General features: G+C 68.8%; 17 protein-coding genes. 7 read left to right on the forward strand and 10 right to left on the reverse strand.

Annotation, left to right across the window (positions count from 1 at the left end):
* Position 1: 1 nt before the first annotated feature.
* From cobA to Q0Q47_RS19795, 5 genes are all read right to left on the reverse strand, one after another.
* Entirely contained in the window at positions 2-808 is an 807-nt protein-coding gene (gene cobA / locus Q0Q47_RS19775) for a uroporphyrinogen-III C-methyltransferase (RefSeq protein WP_293863549.1), read from the reverse strand.
* A 147-nt stretch (positions 809-955) separates the two neighbouring features.
* On the reverse strand, positions 956-1471 hold the full coding sequence (locus tag Q0Q47_RS19780) for an isoprenylcysteine carboxylmethyltransferase family protein (protein WP_293863551.1): 516 nt from the start codon (positions 1469-1471) through the stop codon (positions 956-958).
* Positions 1468-2523 (reverse strand): type III polyketide synthase, encoded by a 1056-nt coding sequence (locus Q0Q47_RS19785; protein WP_293863553.1) that lies wholly within the window; start codon positions 2521-2523, stop codon positions 1468-1470. Before Q0Q47_RS19785 ends, Q0Q47_RS19780 begins: the two co-directional genes overlap by 4 nt.
* A 174-nt stretch (positions 2524-2697) precedes the next feature.
* Positions 2698-3270, reverse strand: coding sequence for a sigma-70 family RNA polymerase sigma factor (locus tag Q0Q47_RS19790; protein ID WP_293863555.1), 573 nt, complete (start codon positions 3268-3270; stop codon positions 2698-2700).
* Entirely contained in the window at positions 3267-3452 is a 186-nt protein-coding gene (locus tag Q0Q47_RS19795; RefSeq protein ID WP_293863660.1) for a NepR family anti-sigma factor, read from the reverse strand. The genes Q0Q47_RS19790 and Q0Q47_RS19795 overlap by 4 nt, the downstream gene beginning before the upstream one ends.
* Positions 3453-3730: 278 nt before the next feature.
* Here Q0Q47_RS19795 and Q0Q47_RS19800 point away from each other — a divergent pair, with 278 nt between their 5' ends.
* The gene (locus Q0Q47_RS19800; RefSeq protein ID WP_293863557.1) at positions 3731-4531 is read left to right on the forward strand and encodes a response regulator; all 801 of its coding nucleotides are present in this window, start codon (positions 3731-3733) and stop codon (positions 4529-4531) included.
* A gap of 182 nt (positions 4532-4713) precedes the next feature.
* Here the strand turns inward: Q0Q47_RS19800 and Q0Q47_RS19805 are convergent, their stop codons facing one another.
* From Q0Q47_RS19805 to Q0Q47_RS19815, 3 genes are all read right to left on the reverse strand, one after another.
* The gene (locus Q0Q47_RS19805) at positions 4714-5145 is read right to left on the reverse strand and encodes a hypothetical protein (protein ID WP_293863559.1); all 432 of its coding nucleotides are present in this window, start codon (positions 5143-5145) and stop codon (positions 4714-4716) included.
* Complete coding sequence (locus tag Q0Q47_RS19810) at positions 5145-5483, reverse strand: hypothetical protein (RefSeq protein ID WP_293863561.1); 339 nt, start codon at positions 5481-5483, stop codon at positions 5145-5147. Before Q0Q47_RS19810 ends, Q0Q47_RS19805 begins: the two co-directional genes overlap by 1 nt.
* 266 nt (positions 5484-5749) lie before the next feature.
* A complete protein-coding gene (locus Q0Q47_RS19815) occupies positions 5750-5974 on the reverse strand; it encodes a hypothetical protein (RefSeq protein ID WP_293863563.1) in 225 nt (74 codons plus the stop codon).
* A gap of 133 nt (positions 5975-6107) precedes the next feature.
* Between Q0Q47_RS19815 and Q0Q47_RS19820 the strand changes: the two genes are divergently transcribed.
* The 3 genes from Q0Q47_RS19820 (at position 6108) to Q0Q47_RS19830 (ending at position 9476) form a co-directional block, all read left to right on the forward strand.
* Complete coding sequence (locus tag Q0Q47_RS19820) at positions 6108-6338, forward strand: hypothetical protein (RefSeq protein WP_293863565.1); 231 nt, start codon at positions 6108-6110, stop codon at positions 6336-6338.
* Positions 6339-6533: 195 nt separating this feature from the next.
* Positions 6534-8654, forward strand: coding sequence for a hybrid sensor histidine kinase/response regulator (locus tag Q0Q47_RS19825; RefSeq protein ID WP_293863567.1), 2121 nt, complete (start codon positions 6534-6536; stop codon positions 8652-8654).
* Positions 8655-8975: 321 nt separating this feature from the next.
* Positions 8976-9476: a response regulator gene (locus Q0Q47_RS19830; RefSeq protein ID WP_293863569.1), complete on the forward strand. Its 501-nt coding sequence runs from the start codon at positions 8976-8978 to the stop codon at positions 9474-9476.
* 99 nt (positions 9477-9575) lie between these two features.
* Here Q0Q47_RS19830 and Q0Q47_RS19835 read toward each other — a convergent pair whose 3' ends face one another.
* The gene (locus tag Q0Q47_RS19835; RefSeq protein WP_293863571.1) at positions 9576-10274 is read right to left on the reverse strand and encodes an outer membrane protein; all 699 of its coding nucleotides are present in this window, start codon (positions 10272-10274) and stop codon (positions 9576-9578) included.
* 338 nt (positions 10275-10612) lie between these two features.
* Here Q0Q47_RS19835 and Q0Q47_RS19840 point away from each other — a divergent pair, with 338 nt between their 5' ends.
* The 3 genes from Q0Q47_RS19840 to Q0Q47_RS19850 all read left to right on the forward strand — a co-directional run bounded on the left by Q0Q47_RS19840 (position 10613) and on the right by Q0Q47_RS19850 (position 14535).
* Complete coding sequence (locus tag Q0Q47_RS19840; protein WP_293863573.1) at positions 10613-11644, forward strand: Ku protein; 1032 nt, start codon at positions 10613-10615, stop codon at positions 11642-11644.
* Positions 11645-11731: 87 nt separating this feature from the next.
* The gene (locus Q0Q47_RS19845; protein ID WP_293863575.1) at positions 11732-11887 is read left to right on the forward strand and encodes a hypothetical protein; all 156 of its coding nucleotides are present in this window, start codon (positions 11732-11734) and stop codon (positions 11885-11887) included.
* Between the two features lie 110 nt (positions 11888-11997).
* Positions 11998-14535, forward strand: a complete 2538-nt coding sequence (locus tag Q0Q47_RS19850; RefSeq protein ID WP_293863577.1) for a PAS domain-containing protein — start codon at positions 11998-12000, stop codon at positions 14533-14535.
* 43 nt (positions 14536-14578) lie between these two features.
* Here Q0Q47_RS19850 and Q0Q47_RS19855 read toward each other — a convergent pair whose 3' ends face one another.
* Positions 14579-15886 carry a family 1 glycosylhydrolase gene (locus tag Q0Q47_RS19855; protein WP_293863579.1) on the reverse strand — a complete coding sequence of 436 codons (1308 nt, stop codon included), beginning with the start codon at positions 15884-15886 and terminating at the stop codon, positions 14579-14581.
* Between the last annotated feature and the right edge of the window lie 24 nt (positions 15887-15910).

A 15910-nucleotide genomic window follows, 5' to 3' on the forward strand; every position in this document is an offset into this window, starting at 1 on the left:
GTCAGGCTGCCGTCTGGTGGGAGAGGGCGCGCGGCTCCGCCACGGCCATGGCCGGTCCGGCGAGAATGACGACCGGCCCGTCGAGATCCGACCGCTCGCTGATCGAGGGCAGGTCGGCCACGTGTCCGGCGATGATGCGCCGCTGCTCGCGGCCGGCGTTCTCCACCGCGATCACCGGCGTGGCCAGGTCCATGCCGGTCGCCACGAGGCGATCCCGGACCAGCGCGCCGGCGCTCTTGCCCATGTAGATCGCCAGGGTCCCGCCTTCGCTGGCCAGTCCTGACCATCCCCGGGCGGAACTCCCGTCGGCGCCATGGGCCGAGATGAAGGTGACCGTAGGCGCCACGCCGCGCAGCGTCAGCGGAACGCCGGCATCGGCGGCGGCCGCGACAGCGGCGGTGATGCCCGGGATCACCTCGAAGGCGACGCCCGCATCGGTGAGTGCCGCGATCTCCTCTCCGACCCGGCCGAACACGCCGGGATCGCCGGCCTTCAGCCGGACCACGATGCGGCCGGCGCGGGCCTGCGACACGATGAGGGCGTTGATCTCCGCCTGCGTCGCGCTGTGACGGCCCTTGCGCTTGCCGACGTCGATCCGGCGGGCGCGTGCCGGGGCGAGGGCGACGATGTCGCCGGGCACCAGCTGGTCATGGACGACGACGTCGGCTGCCTGGAGGGCCGCCACCGCGCGGACCGTGAGCAGGTCGGGAGAGCCCGGGCCCGCCCCGACGAGGAGCACACGGCCAGGACCCGGAACCTTGCGCCACCGGGCCGTGGCCCTGTCGAGAAGCTCGAGAAACGAGAGCACTGTGTCCTCACGCGCGGCGGGGCCGGCGGATCACTCCGCCCGGGCGATGCCAGCACCATGAGCCAGTCCGTGGGGGAAATCAACATTCTGATCTGGAAAATTTATTATTCTACATATTAATAACGTATAAATGAGGTTCCCGGCCAGTCAGGCAGAGACCTCGGCCCGCGCCGGGATCGCCTGCGCCAGGGCGGCCTCCTCGGCCCGGATGCGGATCCACAGGACACCGGCATGGACGATCGTGGCCACGACGGCATAGGCGGGCAGACCCAGGATCAACGGGACCGTGAGAATTTCGCCCGCCACGATCCAGTAGTTGGGGTGCCTCACGAAGCGGAAGGGGCCGGTCGCGGCGAGCCGTTCCCCGGGAACGACGATGATGCGGGTGGTCCAGCGTCGCCCCAGCGTGGCGAGCACCCACAGCCGGGCGGCCTGGAGGAGAACGAAGACCGGGAGAGCGGGGAGCCACAGAGGCCGGTCCCACCCCGCGATCCAGAGCCCGGCCAGCCACAGCGTGTGGAAGGCGACGATCAACGGATAGTGCCCGCGACCGTGCTCCACCGCTCCTCGCGCCAGGAGGCGGGCCGTGTTGGCGCGGGCGATGGCCAGTTCCGCCAGGCGCTGAAGCGTCAGGAAGGCGAGCAGGAACGGCGCGCCGGTCATGCCGCGCGGTCCAGGATCGCGGCGCTGGCGGTGAAGCCCGGGCCCATCGCCGTGACCAGCGATCGCGCCGGCAGGCCCGCGGCGATGCATCGTTCGAGGACGAAGAGGACCGTGGGAGCCGACATGTTGCCGTGGGCCCTCAGGACCTCGCGTTCCTCGACCAGGCGACCCTGGCCGAGAGCGAGCCCCGTTTCCAGAGCCTCGATCACCTTGGCGCCGCCGGGGTGGCAGACGAAGCGGCCGATGTCTCGACGCTGGCCGTCGAGGCGTCTGAGGATCCCGTCCACCGCCGGGCCGATGTTCTCCTCGGCGAAGGGAGGGATGGACCGGTCGAAGATGACCCCCAGGCCCTCGTCCTCGATATCCCATCCCATGATGCCGAGCGTGTCCGGCCAGCGGTGCTCGCCCGCGCCACGGACCGTGAGGGGGCCGGGCTTTCCGTCGGCCCGCAGCACCGCCGCGGCCGCGCCGTCGCCGAACAGCGCCGTGGCGACGATGTTGGCCTTGGTCGGCGCGTCGCCGCGAAACGACAGCGTGCACAGTTCGACCGTCACCATGAGCACCGTGCGGCCGGGCTCGGCACGGGCCAGCCGGGCGGCCAAAGCCAGGCCCGTGACCCCGCCGGCACAGCCGAGGCCAAACACCGGTACCCGCGCCACGTCGGGACGAAGGCCGAGCTCGTCGGCAACGCGCGCCTCGAGGCTGGGCGTGGCGATGCCGGTCGACGACACCGTGACCACGATGTCGACGTCGCAGGGCCGGCAGTTCGCCTTCTCCAGCGCGGCCAGTGCCGCCGACCTGAACAGCGTGCACGCCCCGTCCAGATAGGCCTGCGTCCGTTCGGGCCAGCCACGGGGCTGCTCGTACCAGTCGATCGGTCGCACGGCTTGCCGCGTGTCGATCCCCGCTGTCTCGAAGACCTGGGCCAGGCGCTCGAACGCTGGCATTCGCCCCGCAAAGATGGAGCGTGCGCGCTCCACCACGTCGCTCTGCTTCAGGATGTGAGGAGGAACGGCTGTCGCGAGCCCGAGCAGCGTGACGGGCTTGTCCATGGGAAACTCCCTGACCGGATGACGGTGCCGGATTGGCCATCGCAACGGCCTCGCCGGTCGGCAGGTCGGCCGGGTCGTGCTTCCGTCACCATGCCCAATGATTGCGGACATGGCGCGGTTTCATGAGGTGCGACGAACGGCCGCGGGCTCCGCCATGCGGCCCGCTGCTCGTGTTCAGCGCTGGTCGTCGCCGCTCGCCATGGCTCCGAGCGCCGGCTTCCACCGCGACTCCGGGCCGAATTCCGAGGTCGAGCGGACGGCCAGCAATTCGGCGAGGCGAGTCCGCGCCCGATTGACGCGGCTCTTGATGGTGCCGACGGCGCAACCGCAGATCTGGGCCGCCTCCTCGTAGGACAGGCCCGATCCACCGATCAGGATCAGCGCTTCGCGCTGGTCTGGAAGCAGCTGGTTCAGGGCTTCCTGGAAGTCGACGAGGTCCATGTGCCCGTCCTGCGCCGGGTGCGTGGCCAGCCGGGCCGCCATCTGGCCATCGGCGTCTTCGACCTCGCGGCGCCGCTTCCGGTGCTCGGAATAGAAGACGTTTCGCAGGATCGTGAACAGCCAGGCCGACACGTTGGTCCCCGGCGTGAAACTGTCACGGTTGGCCCATGCCTTCAGCATGGTCTCCTGGACGAGATCGTCGGCGCGATCGGGGTTGCCGGACAACGACATCGCGAACGCGCGCAGGGCCGGAACCGCCGCAAGGATGTCCTCCTTCATGCGGCGGCCGGCGGGATCTTCCGTCATTCCGGTTCCTTTTCGTCCCCGGTCTTGGCGTCCAGCTGGTTCAACAGTTCCAGAAACCGATCGGGCACGGGCTGATTGACGACCGTGTCGTACATCGCCCGAAGCTGCCGGCCGATATGGGCCTGCATGTCGTTGTCGAGCGGATTACCGGCATTGGCCTTGGCCTGCGGGACAATGTCCATGTGGTGATTCATGCTTGTGCCTGTACGGCGCCGCTGCCGCTGCTTTTCGCTCACGAACTCCTCCATACCTTCCCGACGGACGCCCCGGGGGGTGACGGCGCGGCGGCAGGCATGGACCTTCCGCCTACCCAACGCCGCGTTCACTGACAGGTTCCTGACAACCCCATGGAACTTTAATGCTCCCTGTACGTTACTCCGGTCATCCCCCCGCGTCAGCTTTGCGAAATACCGCTTGCGGTCGCGGCCTCTCCAACGGACCTCAGACGGAGCACTTCTCCATGTCCATTGCCCAGGCCATCGCGCCGCACCTTCCCTACCTGCGCCGGTTCGCACGCGCGCTCACCGGCACGCAGCAGAGCGGGGACGCCTACGCCGTCGCGACGCTGGAAGCCCTGGTTGCGGATGCGGCCACCTTCGACGATCGCCTGGATCCCCGCATCGCGCTGTATCGGGCCTTTCTCAAGGTCTGGAGCTCGATCGACGTCAACCGGCGCACCGACCCGGGCATGGAGACCGACCCTGTCCGTCGCAACCTCTCCCTCATGACGCCGCCGGCCCGGGTTGCGTTCCTTCTGACCACCGTCGAAGGCTTTTCGCCCGACCAGGCCGCCCAGGCCATGGACCGGACGCCTGAGGACCTCCAGGACCTTCTCGGGCGCGCGGGCCGCGAGATCGCGGAGCAGATGTCGACCGACGTCCTCATCATCGAGGACGAGCCGATCATCGCCATGGACATCGAGAACGTGGTCCAGAACCTCGGCCACCGCGTCATCGACATCGCCCGCACGCGGACCGAAGCCGTGAAGGCCATCGAGAACCGCGAACCCGGCCTGGTGCTCGCCGACATCCAGCTCGCCGACGGAAGCTCCGGGCTCGACGCCGTCAACGACATCCTGTCGGACATGGAAGTGCCGGTGATCTTCATCACCGCCTATCCGGAGCGCTTCCTCACGGGCATTCGTCCCGAGCCGGCCTTCCTGATCACGAAGCCGTTCCGCACGGAGACGGTGAAGGCGGTTATCAGCCAGGCGCTGTTCTTCAACCAGAAATCCCGCAAGCCGGTCCGCGCCGCGTCCTGAGCGGGCAGGGGGCGATCCGCGCATCGCGATTGCCCCCGCCCGCCTTCCAGGCCGCGCCGTCCAGCACGGTCCATCGATACACAATGGCTCGGACCGGTGTCGCCCACCGGTCCGAGCCATTTTTGCGTCAGCCATGTTTCGTCTGAGTGCGGTCTGGACCTTCGTGACGACGAAGGCTCCGTTCACCGAACCTTCTGGACACCCACGAAGCCGGCCGCCAGGGCGGCGGCGACGAGAAGCCAGGGGTTGGCGCGCTTGGCCGCGGTTCCCAGGTCCGCTGCGAGAGCGGCTGCCTGGGTGACGGATGCCATGGCGGCCCTGGCGCGGTTGCTCTCCAGCAGCCGGCGACGCCGCCTGGCCCGGGCTCTCGCCACCCGCACCAGCAGCGCGAGCAGCGTGAGGGCCAGGAACAGCCCGCCCATCACCAGGGTCGCGGTGAGCGCGCCGTGCTGCAGGGCGAGCCAGATGGTGGCGGCCACCAGGCCGAACACCAGAGCGATCATCGCGAAGACCAGGATCACCGCCCGCTCGACGAGATCCTGCACGAGATCCGTGCCGATATGCCGAGCGGGGGCGGTCAGCGCGGTCGCGATGCCACGCAGCTGGTTCAGCATCACGAGCGGCCGCGCGACATCAGACCCAGGACGAAACCGATTCCTGCCGCGACCATGACGGAGGCGAGAGGACGCTCCTCGATCCTGCTCTCCAGACGGGCGTTGGCGTCGTACATGCGATCGCGGGCGGCCCCGGCCATGCGCGTGCCGGTCTCGCCGAAGTCCGACACGCGTGAGCCCAGCGAGTTGCGCAGCGAATCGAGCGTCGACCTCAACTCCGAGCCGGACTGGTCGCGCAGCGACTGGGAGAGCGAGTCGGCCAATCGCGTGACGTCGCGCCGCAGATTGGCGAGATCGGTCGCGATGTCGGCCTTGGGATCCGACGAAACACCGAACATGGGACAACTCCTTGCGTGGGGGATGGGGGAGGTGGGGCCGCTGGGGCCGCTCGCGAAGGCAACGCTGCAGGTTGCCGGCGGTTCCGTTCGCCACGCGAAACCCATCAAACAAAAGACCCGCAACGGTTGCCCGCTGCGGGTCGAATGGTCGGCTCGTCCGTTGGAGGAGGAGGGGGCGTTCCGCCGTCCTGTCCGTGCCGATGCGCCCCTAACGCGCGAGCGCGACGCGAGTTCCATCGTTCACGCTTTCGTGATCGCTCATCGTCTCATGCCCGCGTCGGCGGCTGCATCGGATCGGCCGGCGTCGGCATGTCGGGAATGGGCTGCGTGTCCGGCAATTCCTGCGGCCGCTGGTCGGGCAGATCGGGCGACAGGGGCGGGATCCCCGGCGTCGGCCCCGGCTGGGGGCTGGGGGAGGGTTGGGGCGCAGGAGACGGCTGCGGTGAAGGCACCGGGTCGGTCGGGTTCATCGGGCCTGCTTGGCTGATCATCGGGTTCCTCCGCGGGGTGTCGATGCCCCGGCAACGTGCCGGGGGCGTGACCGTTCCGATGGCGCGGAACGATCCATGCATGGGTGCGTTTGCGGCCCGGTCGCAGTGCATCGGCGATGGACGAGAAGAAGCGATGATCCGACGTCACCTCCTGAATCCAGCCTCGGCGGCTTCCATCCTCGCGTCGAAGGCGGGTCGCGACGACGCGATCCTGTCCGACCTGCGGGATTTCGCGCGCGACATCGGGCTCGGCGGCGCGGCGGCGATGTCGAAGGACGAACTGGTCGAGGGACTTCGGCAGCACTACCAGCTACAGACCCTGCTCGCCGCGCGGCTCCCCTCCGACGCGCGGTCCCTGCGCTGAGCGGGGCGGCCGCCATTCGCCCCCGAACCGCTCCCCACTGAGGGGTATAACCGACTTGGACGGGCGCTCTCTTCATGGGAGAGTGCCGGCCATGACGCATCGTTCCCCCGCCGGTGTCGCCGTCCGGGCATGACCCATCTGGCCGCCTCGACCGCTCACGACCATCGCCTCGGGCATGGCGTGGGGCACTGACCGATGCGCCAGCTCCGCGTCCTCGTCTACCTGTCCGTCATCCTGCCGATCCTCGTCTTCGGCGTGGCCGCCACGTTTGCGTGGTTCGACAAGAACGCGGCCATGCATGCGGCCGTGCAGCACACGCTGGATCTCGTCGCCGAACACGCGCTCAAGACGTTCGACACGTATGCGCTGGTGGCCGAACAGGCCGGCGAGATCGTGAGGGACATGAGCGATGACGAGATCCGGGCCAACGAGCCCCTCGTCAGCAGCCGCCTCGCGCGGCTGGAACGCAGCCTGCCCCAGCTCCAGGACATCTGGCTGATCGACGCCGTGGGCCGGCCGCTGGCGACGGCGCAGGTCTATCCCGTCCCGGTCATGGACCTCGCGGATCGAACCTATTTCAAGGTCCATCGCGACGCGCCGCGCGCCGCCTATGTCAGCGAACTCCTGCGTGGGCGCGCCATGGACGTCGTCTTCTTCCAGGTGAGCTGGCGGCGGTCCTCGTCGCAGGGGGACTTCGCCGGTGTCACCGCGGTGTCGGTCCAGCCCGACTACTTCCGCGAGTTTCACGGGCGGGTGGCGAGCGCCGAGGGCATCGTCGTGGCCATGCTGCGTGAGGACGGCACGGTCCTCGTGCAGCATCCGGAGCGCTCGAACGACCTGCAGGTCGAGTCTCGTGTGTGGGCCGACATGGCGGCCCTGTTCAAGCGCTCGCCCCGGGGCACCGCCACCACCCACTCGGCCCGGGAGGACGAGGAGCGCTACACGGCCTACCGCAAGCTGGGCGACTACCCGGTCTACGTGTCGGCGAGCGTGGCCACCTCGTCGGTCGTTCTCGCCTGGCTGCACACGCTGGCGGGCTATCTGTTGGTCGGGATCCCGGCCACCGCGGCTCTCTTCCTGCTCAGCCTCAAGGCGCTTGGCCACATGCAGAGCGAAGTGCACTCCAACCGCCGGTTCCAGGAGGAGGCGGCCCGGCGCGAGGCGGCGGAGGCGACGCTGCGCCAGATCCAGAAGATGGAGGCGGTGGGGCGCATCACGGGCGGGGTTGCCCACGATTTCAACAATCTCCTCACCGTCGTCATCGGCAATCTCGACATCCTGATCCGCCGGCTCGGCCCCGACGACGCGCGGGCCCGCCGGTCGGCCTCGCTGGCCAAGGAGGGGGCGGTGAGGGCATCGCTCCTGACGCAGCGGCTCCTCGCCTTCTCCCGGCAGCAGCCGCTCGAGCCGCGCCGCGTGGAGATCAATGCCCTCGTGACGGGCATGTCCGACCTGACCCGGCGCACGCTGGGCGAGTCGATCACGGTCGTCAGCCGCACGGAGCCCGGTGTCTGGCCGGTCGACATCGACCCGAACCAGCTCGAGAACGCCATCCTCAACCTGGCCGTCAATGCGCGCGACGCGATGCCCGATGGGGGCATCCTCACGATCGCGACGCGCAACGAGCATGTCGGGCAGCAGGGCCCGCATCCCGACGATCCCGCGCCGGGCGACCATGTCGTGATCAGCGTGTCGGACACGGGCATGGGGATCGCCGAGGAGACCCTGCCGAAGGTCTTCGAACCCTTCTTCACGACCAAGCCCCACGGCAAGGGAACCGGGCTCGGGCTCTCCCAGGTCTACGGCTTCATCAAGCAGTCGGGCGGGCAGGTCCGCATGGCCAGCGTGCAGGGCGCTGGAACGACCGTGTCGCTGTTCCTGCCCAGGGCGCACGGGGAGGCGCCGGCCACGGACGACCCGGGCCCGGCGGCGACCGGTGGCGCGCTGGCGAGGCGCGACGACCGGCGGGTCGTGCTGGTGGTGGAAGACGAGGTCGCGGTGCGCGCCTTCAGCGTGGAGGCGCTGCGCGAGCTCGGCTTCGAGGTGGTCGAGGCCGGCGACGCCGCCAGCGCTCTCGCCGTCCTCGGGCAGCGTCCGGACGTCCACCTCGTCTTTTCCGACATCGGCCTGCCCGGGACCGACGGCCGTACGCTGGCGGGCTCGATCCTGGCGGCCCGGCCTCACATCCGTGTGCTCCTGACGTCGGGCTACGAGAACCAGATCGCCGATGCGGCCGCGTCCGGGGACTTCATGCTCCTGCCCAAGCCGTTCACGGTCGAGGAACTCGCCCAGAAGATCGCCGAGGTCCTTGCCTGAAGCGTGGCGTGGCGGCGGGAACCCGCCCGCAAGAGGTAGCGTTGCCGTGGCGACACCCTTGCGGAGGACTTCGCCGATGCAACAGAAGACGCCCAGCAGGACGAGCGAGCCCGGATCGATGCCGGCACGCCGCCCCGGACAGCCCGGTGCCGAACAGGATGTCGACGACGGTCCGGGAGCATCCCCGCACGTGCCGTCCCACGCGCCGAAGGCTCCGACGCCTCGACAGGACGGTGCAGACGACCGCCCGGCCCCCAAGCCTGACCGTCGCTAGAGCCTGCTGCGAAAAGGCGGAATCCTGTTTTTCGCCGAAAGTATGCGATGACGACCGATCCGGGGACATGCGGCGTTTCCGTCGAAACGCACCTTGCTCTAGAGTGCAACCGCCACGTCCGAACCAGAGGCCGACGCGTGTCGCGTCGGAAAACCCCCTTGAGCCCTCAACGGCCCTATGTCGTCCTTCTCGTCGAAGACGAGCCTTTGATCGCGCTGACGCTGGTCGACCTCATCGAGGAACTCGGCCACACGGCCATCGAGGCCATGACGGCCGGCGACGCCTTGCAAATCTTCAGGTCGCGTGACGACATCGACCTTCTCGTCACCGACATCGGCCTGCCCGATCTGGCCGGCGATGCGCTCGCCGCCGAATGCCGGTCGGCGATGCCGATGCTGCCCGTGATCTTCGCCACGGGGCACAATGCCGGTGCGGCGCCCGACGGGCCGCTGCCCGCGCCGCCGACGCTGCGGCTGGCCAAGCCGTTCCAGATTCAGGAACTCGAGGCGGCCATCAATCGTGTGATGGCGAACGTCGTTCCCAACTGACCTCTCCAGAACGAAGAAAAGCCCGGCCGCAGAGCGGCCGGGCTTTTCCGTTCGGTGGGCGAAGCGGGATCCGGTGGATCCCGCTTGCGGCCCCTGGGCTCAGAACTTGTAGTTCAGGCCCACGCGCACGACACCGAAGTCGTTGTTCTTGCCCTGCGTCACAGCGAACGGAACGCCGCCCACGGCCACGACGCCGGCGCGGTTGCCACGGTCGATGTTGACGTAGAGGCCTTCGAGCTTGGCCGTCCAGTTGTTGGTGAAGGCGTATTCCACACCGCCGCCGACCGTCCACCCGACGCGGGTGTCGTTGCCGCCGAAGATGCTGTCGCTGACGTCGCCGTAAGCGAGACCGCCGGTCACGTAGAACAGGGTACGGTCCATGGCCCAGCCGAGACGGCCGCGCACGGTGCCGAAGTAGTTGCCGCTATTGCCGTAGGTGCCGAAAACGCCGAAGTTCCGGTTGCCGCCGAAGTCGGCGTACTGGATATCGGTCTCGACGCCGAACACGAACGCGCCCGACTGCCAGTTGTAGCCGAGCTGGCCACCGCCGACGAACCCGCCGTTGTCGCCGTTGCTGAAGACCGTCGTCGCACCGGTGACGGTGTTGACGAAACCGACGTCCTTCGTGTTCCGCCAGCCGTAGCCCGCGTTCAGACCGACGTAGAAGCCGGTCCAGGTGAACGCCGGAGCGTAGGCGATGGGGGCGGCGGGGGCCATCTGCCGGCTCGGCAGATCTGCGGCGAACGCCGGGGCCGACAGGGCCGTCAGAGCCGTCGCGGCCAGGAGAGTCTTACGCATGTCATCCATTCCTTTATGTCGGGAGTCGACGTGAGGAGTACGCAAGCTAACGTTCGAGGCGCCAATCGGCAACAGCGGGAAGCTGGAGCTATAGTAATCGTCGTCGTCGCTGTTGTTATAGGGTCACATTCGGTGGTCGGCAATGGTCGCGTGATCGATCAAATGTGATCAAAATTGAAGACGATTCTGGCTTTGCCGTGGCAATTCGAAGGCGAAGACTCGAGCTTGGCCGTAAGCGGGCGGCTTTCGGTTTGTCCGGAGTGGCACGGAACGCGGCGTGGGCGGCGGCATTGACTCGGGCTGTCGCCGGCCGTCCGCCGGCTTGTCTGGAGGCGTCGATGGCTCCGCGTGCCAACTGGAAGGGCTACCTCAAACTCTCCCTCGTCTCCTGTGCGGTGGCCCTCTATCCGGCCTCGACCGCCTCGGCGCGGATCGCGTTCCACACGCTCAACCGAGCCACGGGGCATCGCCTGCGTCGCCAGATGATCGACGAGGTCACGGGCGAGGCGATCCCCAACGAGGAGCAGGTGAGGGGATACGAGGTGTCGAAGGACGACTACGTGGTGGTCGAGGACGAGGAACTCGACGCCGTCGCGCTGGAAAGCACCCACACGATCGCCATCGAGCGCTTCGTCGACCGCGACGAGATCGACACCCTCTACATCGATTCACCCTATTACCTTGCGCCCGACGATCGCGTGGCCCAGGAGGCCTTCGCGGTGATCCGCGAAGCCATGCGCGAGAAGAACGTCGTCGGTTTGGCGCGCGTGGTGATGTATCGGCGCGAACGCATCGTGATGCTGGAGCCGCGCGGCAAGGGCCTTTTCGCCTGCCTGCTGCGCTACCCCTACGAGGTGCGCCAGGACGAGCCCTATTTCGAGGAGATCCCCCAGGTGGACCTGGCGCCTGACATGATCGCGCTGGCCGCCCACATCATCGACACCATGAAGGGCGAGTTCGAGCCGCAGAGCTTCCAGGATCGCTACGAAGACGCGCTGACGGAACTGGTGCAGGCCAAGCAGGCCGGGCGCGCCGTGCCGACGGCCGCCGCGCCGCGCCAGACCGGCAACGTCATCAGCCTGATGGACGCCCTGCGGCGCAGCATCGCCGAAGACAAGGGCGGCGACGGCGCGCCGGGCAAGGCCCCCGGCGCGAAGTCCCCGCCGAAGTCCGCCAGCAAGTCCTCGTCGAACTCCACCTCGACGTCCTCGGCCAAGCCTGCCGCCGCGACCAAGCCCGCCGCCGCGCCCAAGGCCGCGTCGAGTCCCCGCCGCGCGCCCGCGGCGCAGGCCGCCAAGACGGCCAAGAAGACGGCGAGCGGTAAGGCTCCGGCGCCCGCCAAGGCACCGCCGCGGCGCAAGGCGGGCTGACGACCACGCGGCGCCGCACGAGGGATCTCCGGAACCCTACGGCACGGCTGGCGTTGCACCCCACCAAGTGGAACAGCGGACGATGGGATGGACATGGACAGGAACGAGACGGGAGCGACCAGGATCAATCCGGTCGAGGCGCGTCAGGCGGTCACCGGCCACAACGTCATCCGGGTGTTGACCATGGGTGTCGGACTGGCAGTCGTCGCGGGGATCATCCTGTATTTCACAGTCGGCGTCTGAGCGCCGCGCCTTTGAAGTCAACAGCCGTGGAACTCGGCCGCGGGCGTGCGCGTTCTTGACTGGAGAGGGCGGTCGCGTCCTGCGCGGGCGGCGCCGCAACGGACAGGCAGGTGGAAATCAATCTTCGCGAGCGGTTCGGTAGACTTCTGCCGGGCCGAGGGTCCGGCAGCGCGCCGGGCTTGTCGTTCGAGCAGCGCTTCGCAACGGGCATTGCCGTGCTGGGCGTCAGCATCCTGCTGGCTGCCACGCTGGCGGGGGTCCTTGCCGTCCTGAACACCGAGAGGGTGGCCGGGCTGCAGACGCGCGCTCTGCAGGTCCGTGTCGGCGCCTATGGCATCGAGACGATCCTCGCCAAGGCGGAGGCGGCCGAGCGCGGCTGGTTCCTCACCGGCGACGACACCTACGCGGCCGCGCTGGACGAAACCGCCCGGGAACTCGACGTGGCGGCCGCGGGTCTGGCCACTGTCGCGGGTCCGCAGCAGCGCCCCGACCTCGAACAGATCCGCTCGGCCGTGCGCACCCGCATCTCGGCCGGCGTGCGCGCGATCGCGACGGCCCGGTCGGGCAATCGCGACGAGGCCCTGGCAGCCCTGCGCGCGCTCGCCCCCGGCGACAGCGAAGCCCACGCCATGATCCGCCGGTTCACCGACGCCAATCTCGCGATGCTCGATCGCTTCGGCGATCGCTATCGCCAGTCCACGCGACGCCTCCTGCTCGTGCTGCTCTCGGCGTCGCTGGCACTCGTGTTCTTCGGCCTGCACCAGGTCGGCAGCATGCGCCGTCTGCTGGCCGAGGCGACACGGTCGCGGCGCGAGCTGCGCATCGCCAACACGGAGCTGGAGAGCCTCGTGTCGGAGAGGACCGAGGAACTCGCGGGCACCGTCGCCCGCTTCGAGCTCGCCCTGCGCGCGGCGAGCGTGGTCGTGTTCTCGCAGGATGACCGCAGGCGCTTCACGTTCCTGAGCAGGCCGATCCTGGGCGTCGAACCCGCCGATGCTCTCGGCAAGACCGAGGAGGAGATCTTCCCCGCGCATGTGGCGGCCCTGGCCGTGCCGCACTCGACCGCCGTCCTCAAGACGGCGATCTCGCGCGACTACGAATACGGGACCCAGGCGGACGGCGAGGACGGCCGGTGGTTCCGCGTGCGGGCGGAACCCATCAAGGGGCCGGACGGGCAGGTGTCCGGCCTGATCGGCGCCATCATCGACGTGACGGCGGAGGCCATGGCGCAGGGCCGCCTGATGGCCGTGACCGACGAGCTCTCGGCGGTGGTGCAGCGCTTCGATGCGGCGCTGCGCGGCGCGGAGGTGTTCGTGTTCACCCAGGACCGCGCGCTGCGCTTCACCTTCGCCAGCCACGGCCTGCTCGGGATCGCCCCGGACCGGCTGCTGGGCAAGTCGGATTCCGACGTCCTGCCGCCCGACATCAGTGCCCCGCTGACCGCCAGCAAGAGGCGGGTCATGGAGACCGGTGTCCCCGTGGTCGAGGACATGCACTTCCCCGACAGCCGGGGTGTGGTGCGTCCGGTGCGGATGCGGCTCGAACCGCTGCGCGACAGCTTGACCATCGCCGGCGTCATCGGTTGCGCCGTGGACGTGTCCCGGGAAGCGGACGCGCAAAAGCGGCTCGAGAGCGTCACCGACGTCCTGCGCACCACTGTCCAGCGCTTCGAGATCGCCCTGCGCAGCGCCGAGATCACCGTGTTCGCGCAGGATCCAGACCTTCGCTACACCTGGGCGAGCGCGGCGCTGTTTGGTCGTGCGGCCAATACCATCGGTGGGCTCACCGACCCCGACCTGCTGCCGGCCGAGGCGGCGCGGCGCTTCGAGGACCTCAAGCGCGAGGCCCTGGCGTCCGGCGAACTGCGCAGCGCGGAGTTGCGCAGCCCGGCGCCGGAGGGCGACCGCTGGTTCGCGGTCAGCGTGCAGCCCCAGCGCAACGCCGCCGGGATCGTCGACGGTCTTCTCGGCTCCGCCCTCGACGTCACCGATCGCAGGGCGCGCGAGACGCACAACCGCATCCTGCTGCGCGAGCTGACGCATCGCACCAAGAACCTGCTGGCCGTCGTGCAGGCCATCGGCCGCCAGACGCTGCTCACGACCAGTTCGGCGCAGGACTTCGAGCACCGGTTTTCAGGCCGGCTCCAGGGGCTGGCCATGTCGCTCGACATCCTGTTCGACGAGAACTGGGAAGGGGCCTCGATCGCCGAACTCGTCCGCTCCCAGCTCAGCCACTATCGGGACTTGGTGGGCTGGCGCATCCGGTTCTCGGGGCCCGACATGCGGCTGGAGCCCGAGGCCGCGCAGAACCTGGGACTCGCCCTGCACGAGCTGTGCACCAATGCCGCCAAGTTCGGCGCCCTGTCCGGCGACGAGGGGACGGTCGACGTGCGCTGGGGCCTCACCGAGTCGGACGACGATCCGAAGTTCCGCATCACCTGGACCGAGCAGGGCGGGCCGGCGGTGCAGCCGGCCGCGCGCAAGGGCTTCGGCCATGCCGTGCTGGAACGCCTGGTGCCGCGGGCGGTGAGCGGTCGCGGCGTGCTGAACATGCGCCCGGACGGGATCGAGTGGGTGCTCGAGATGCCGGCCCGCTTCGTCCACAGCCTGGCCGAGGCCGGGCCGCCGCTGAAGATCTGGACGGGCTGAGCAGGCCGCGCTTGCGTCGAAACGCGGCCTGTCGTCCTTCGACTCAGGTTGGGTTCGAGGGTTCGGCCGAGCGCTTCATGCGCTGCTGCCGCAGGGAGTCCCGCCGCTCCACCGCCCAGCGTTCCGTATAGGCGTCGGGGGTCACCAGCGGCACCGACAGGCACACGCTCTGGGCCGGCAGCACGTCGCGCCAGTCGGCGATCAGCTTCCGGTAGGCGGCCCCCACCGGCCGGATCTTGCGGTCGAGATCATAGAGGCCCAGCGGATTGACGCGGCCGTTGCGCTCGCGCAGCGCCGTATCCCAGTCGACCTGGTCGGTCAGCGAATACCAGGTGAAGCCGACGATCGGCACGCCGCTGTTGCGCACGCGCAGGACGTTGGCCCATTCCTTCCAGAGCCAGTTCACGGCCTCGTCGCCGCGCGGACCCTGCGCGATGTTCGTCTCGGTGTGCATCACGGGCAGGCGGTAGCGGTCGTAGTACTGCCGCGTGATCTCGTTGTAGCCGAACACCTCGTGGGCGGAGCGGCTGCTGCCGTCCTGGCTCACCCGGTGCTCGTTGGTGACGTAGTAGTCGTTCCCCATGATGCAGTGGTGCTTCAGGGAGTTGTCCATGAAGAAGGCGTACTCGGCCCGCGTCATGCCGTTGTCCATGAGGAACTCGTACATCGCCGAGTTCACGCGCAGGCCGTAGTTCAGGTCGAGCGACAGGAAGCGGCGCGCGTTCAAGGTCTCGGCCACGGCGATGGCGCTGGGGTCCTCCGCGTGGAAGTACTCAGAGGACTCGCTCTGGACGAAGATCGCGTCCGGCCGGACGTCCAGGATGGCGTGCATCGCCAGCACGTTGGCCCGCACGATGTGCTTCAAGGCCGTGACGAAGCTGCGGTCGTCCGACGCCTGCTCGTTCCACCAGCCATAGGCCGCCGAGAACGTCGCGCAGATGAACATCTCGTTCACCGGCGTGTAGAGCTGCACCCACGGGAAGCGCTCGGCGAAGGCGCGCGCGTAACCGGCGAAGAGGTGCGGAAAGTCAGGGTTCTGGAAGTTGCCGATCCAGTCCGGCACCCCGAAGTGGCACAGGTCCGCGACCGGGATCAGACCCAGGCGGCGGAGTTCGGTGAAACTCTCGTCGGCGAAGCTCCAGTCGAACCGTCCCTCGCCGAGGAACGTGCGGTGGAGCGGCGGGCCGTAGCGCAGGACCGAGGTCCCGATCTCCACGGCGAGCGCGAGATCCTCTCGCCAGCGGGCGTAGTGGTTGCTCGCCTCCATCTGGTCGACGCGCGTCTTCCCGCCGTCGATCGTCGGGGCGCTGTTCTCGATACCGGTGGCGAAAAGGAAAAAGGGCGCAGCCATCGTGTCCAGGCAAGGCCTCAAGCG

This window comes from uncultured Alsobacter sp. (assembly GCF_945952055.1).
Classification (GTDB): Bacteria; Pseudomonadota; Alphaproteobacteria; order Rhizobiales; family Beijerinckiaceae; genus Alsobacter.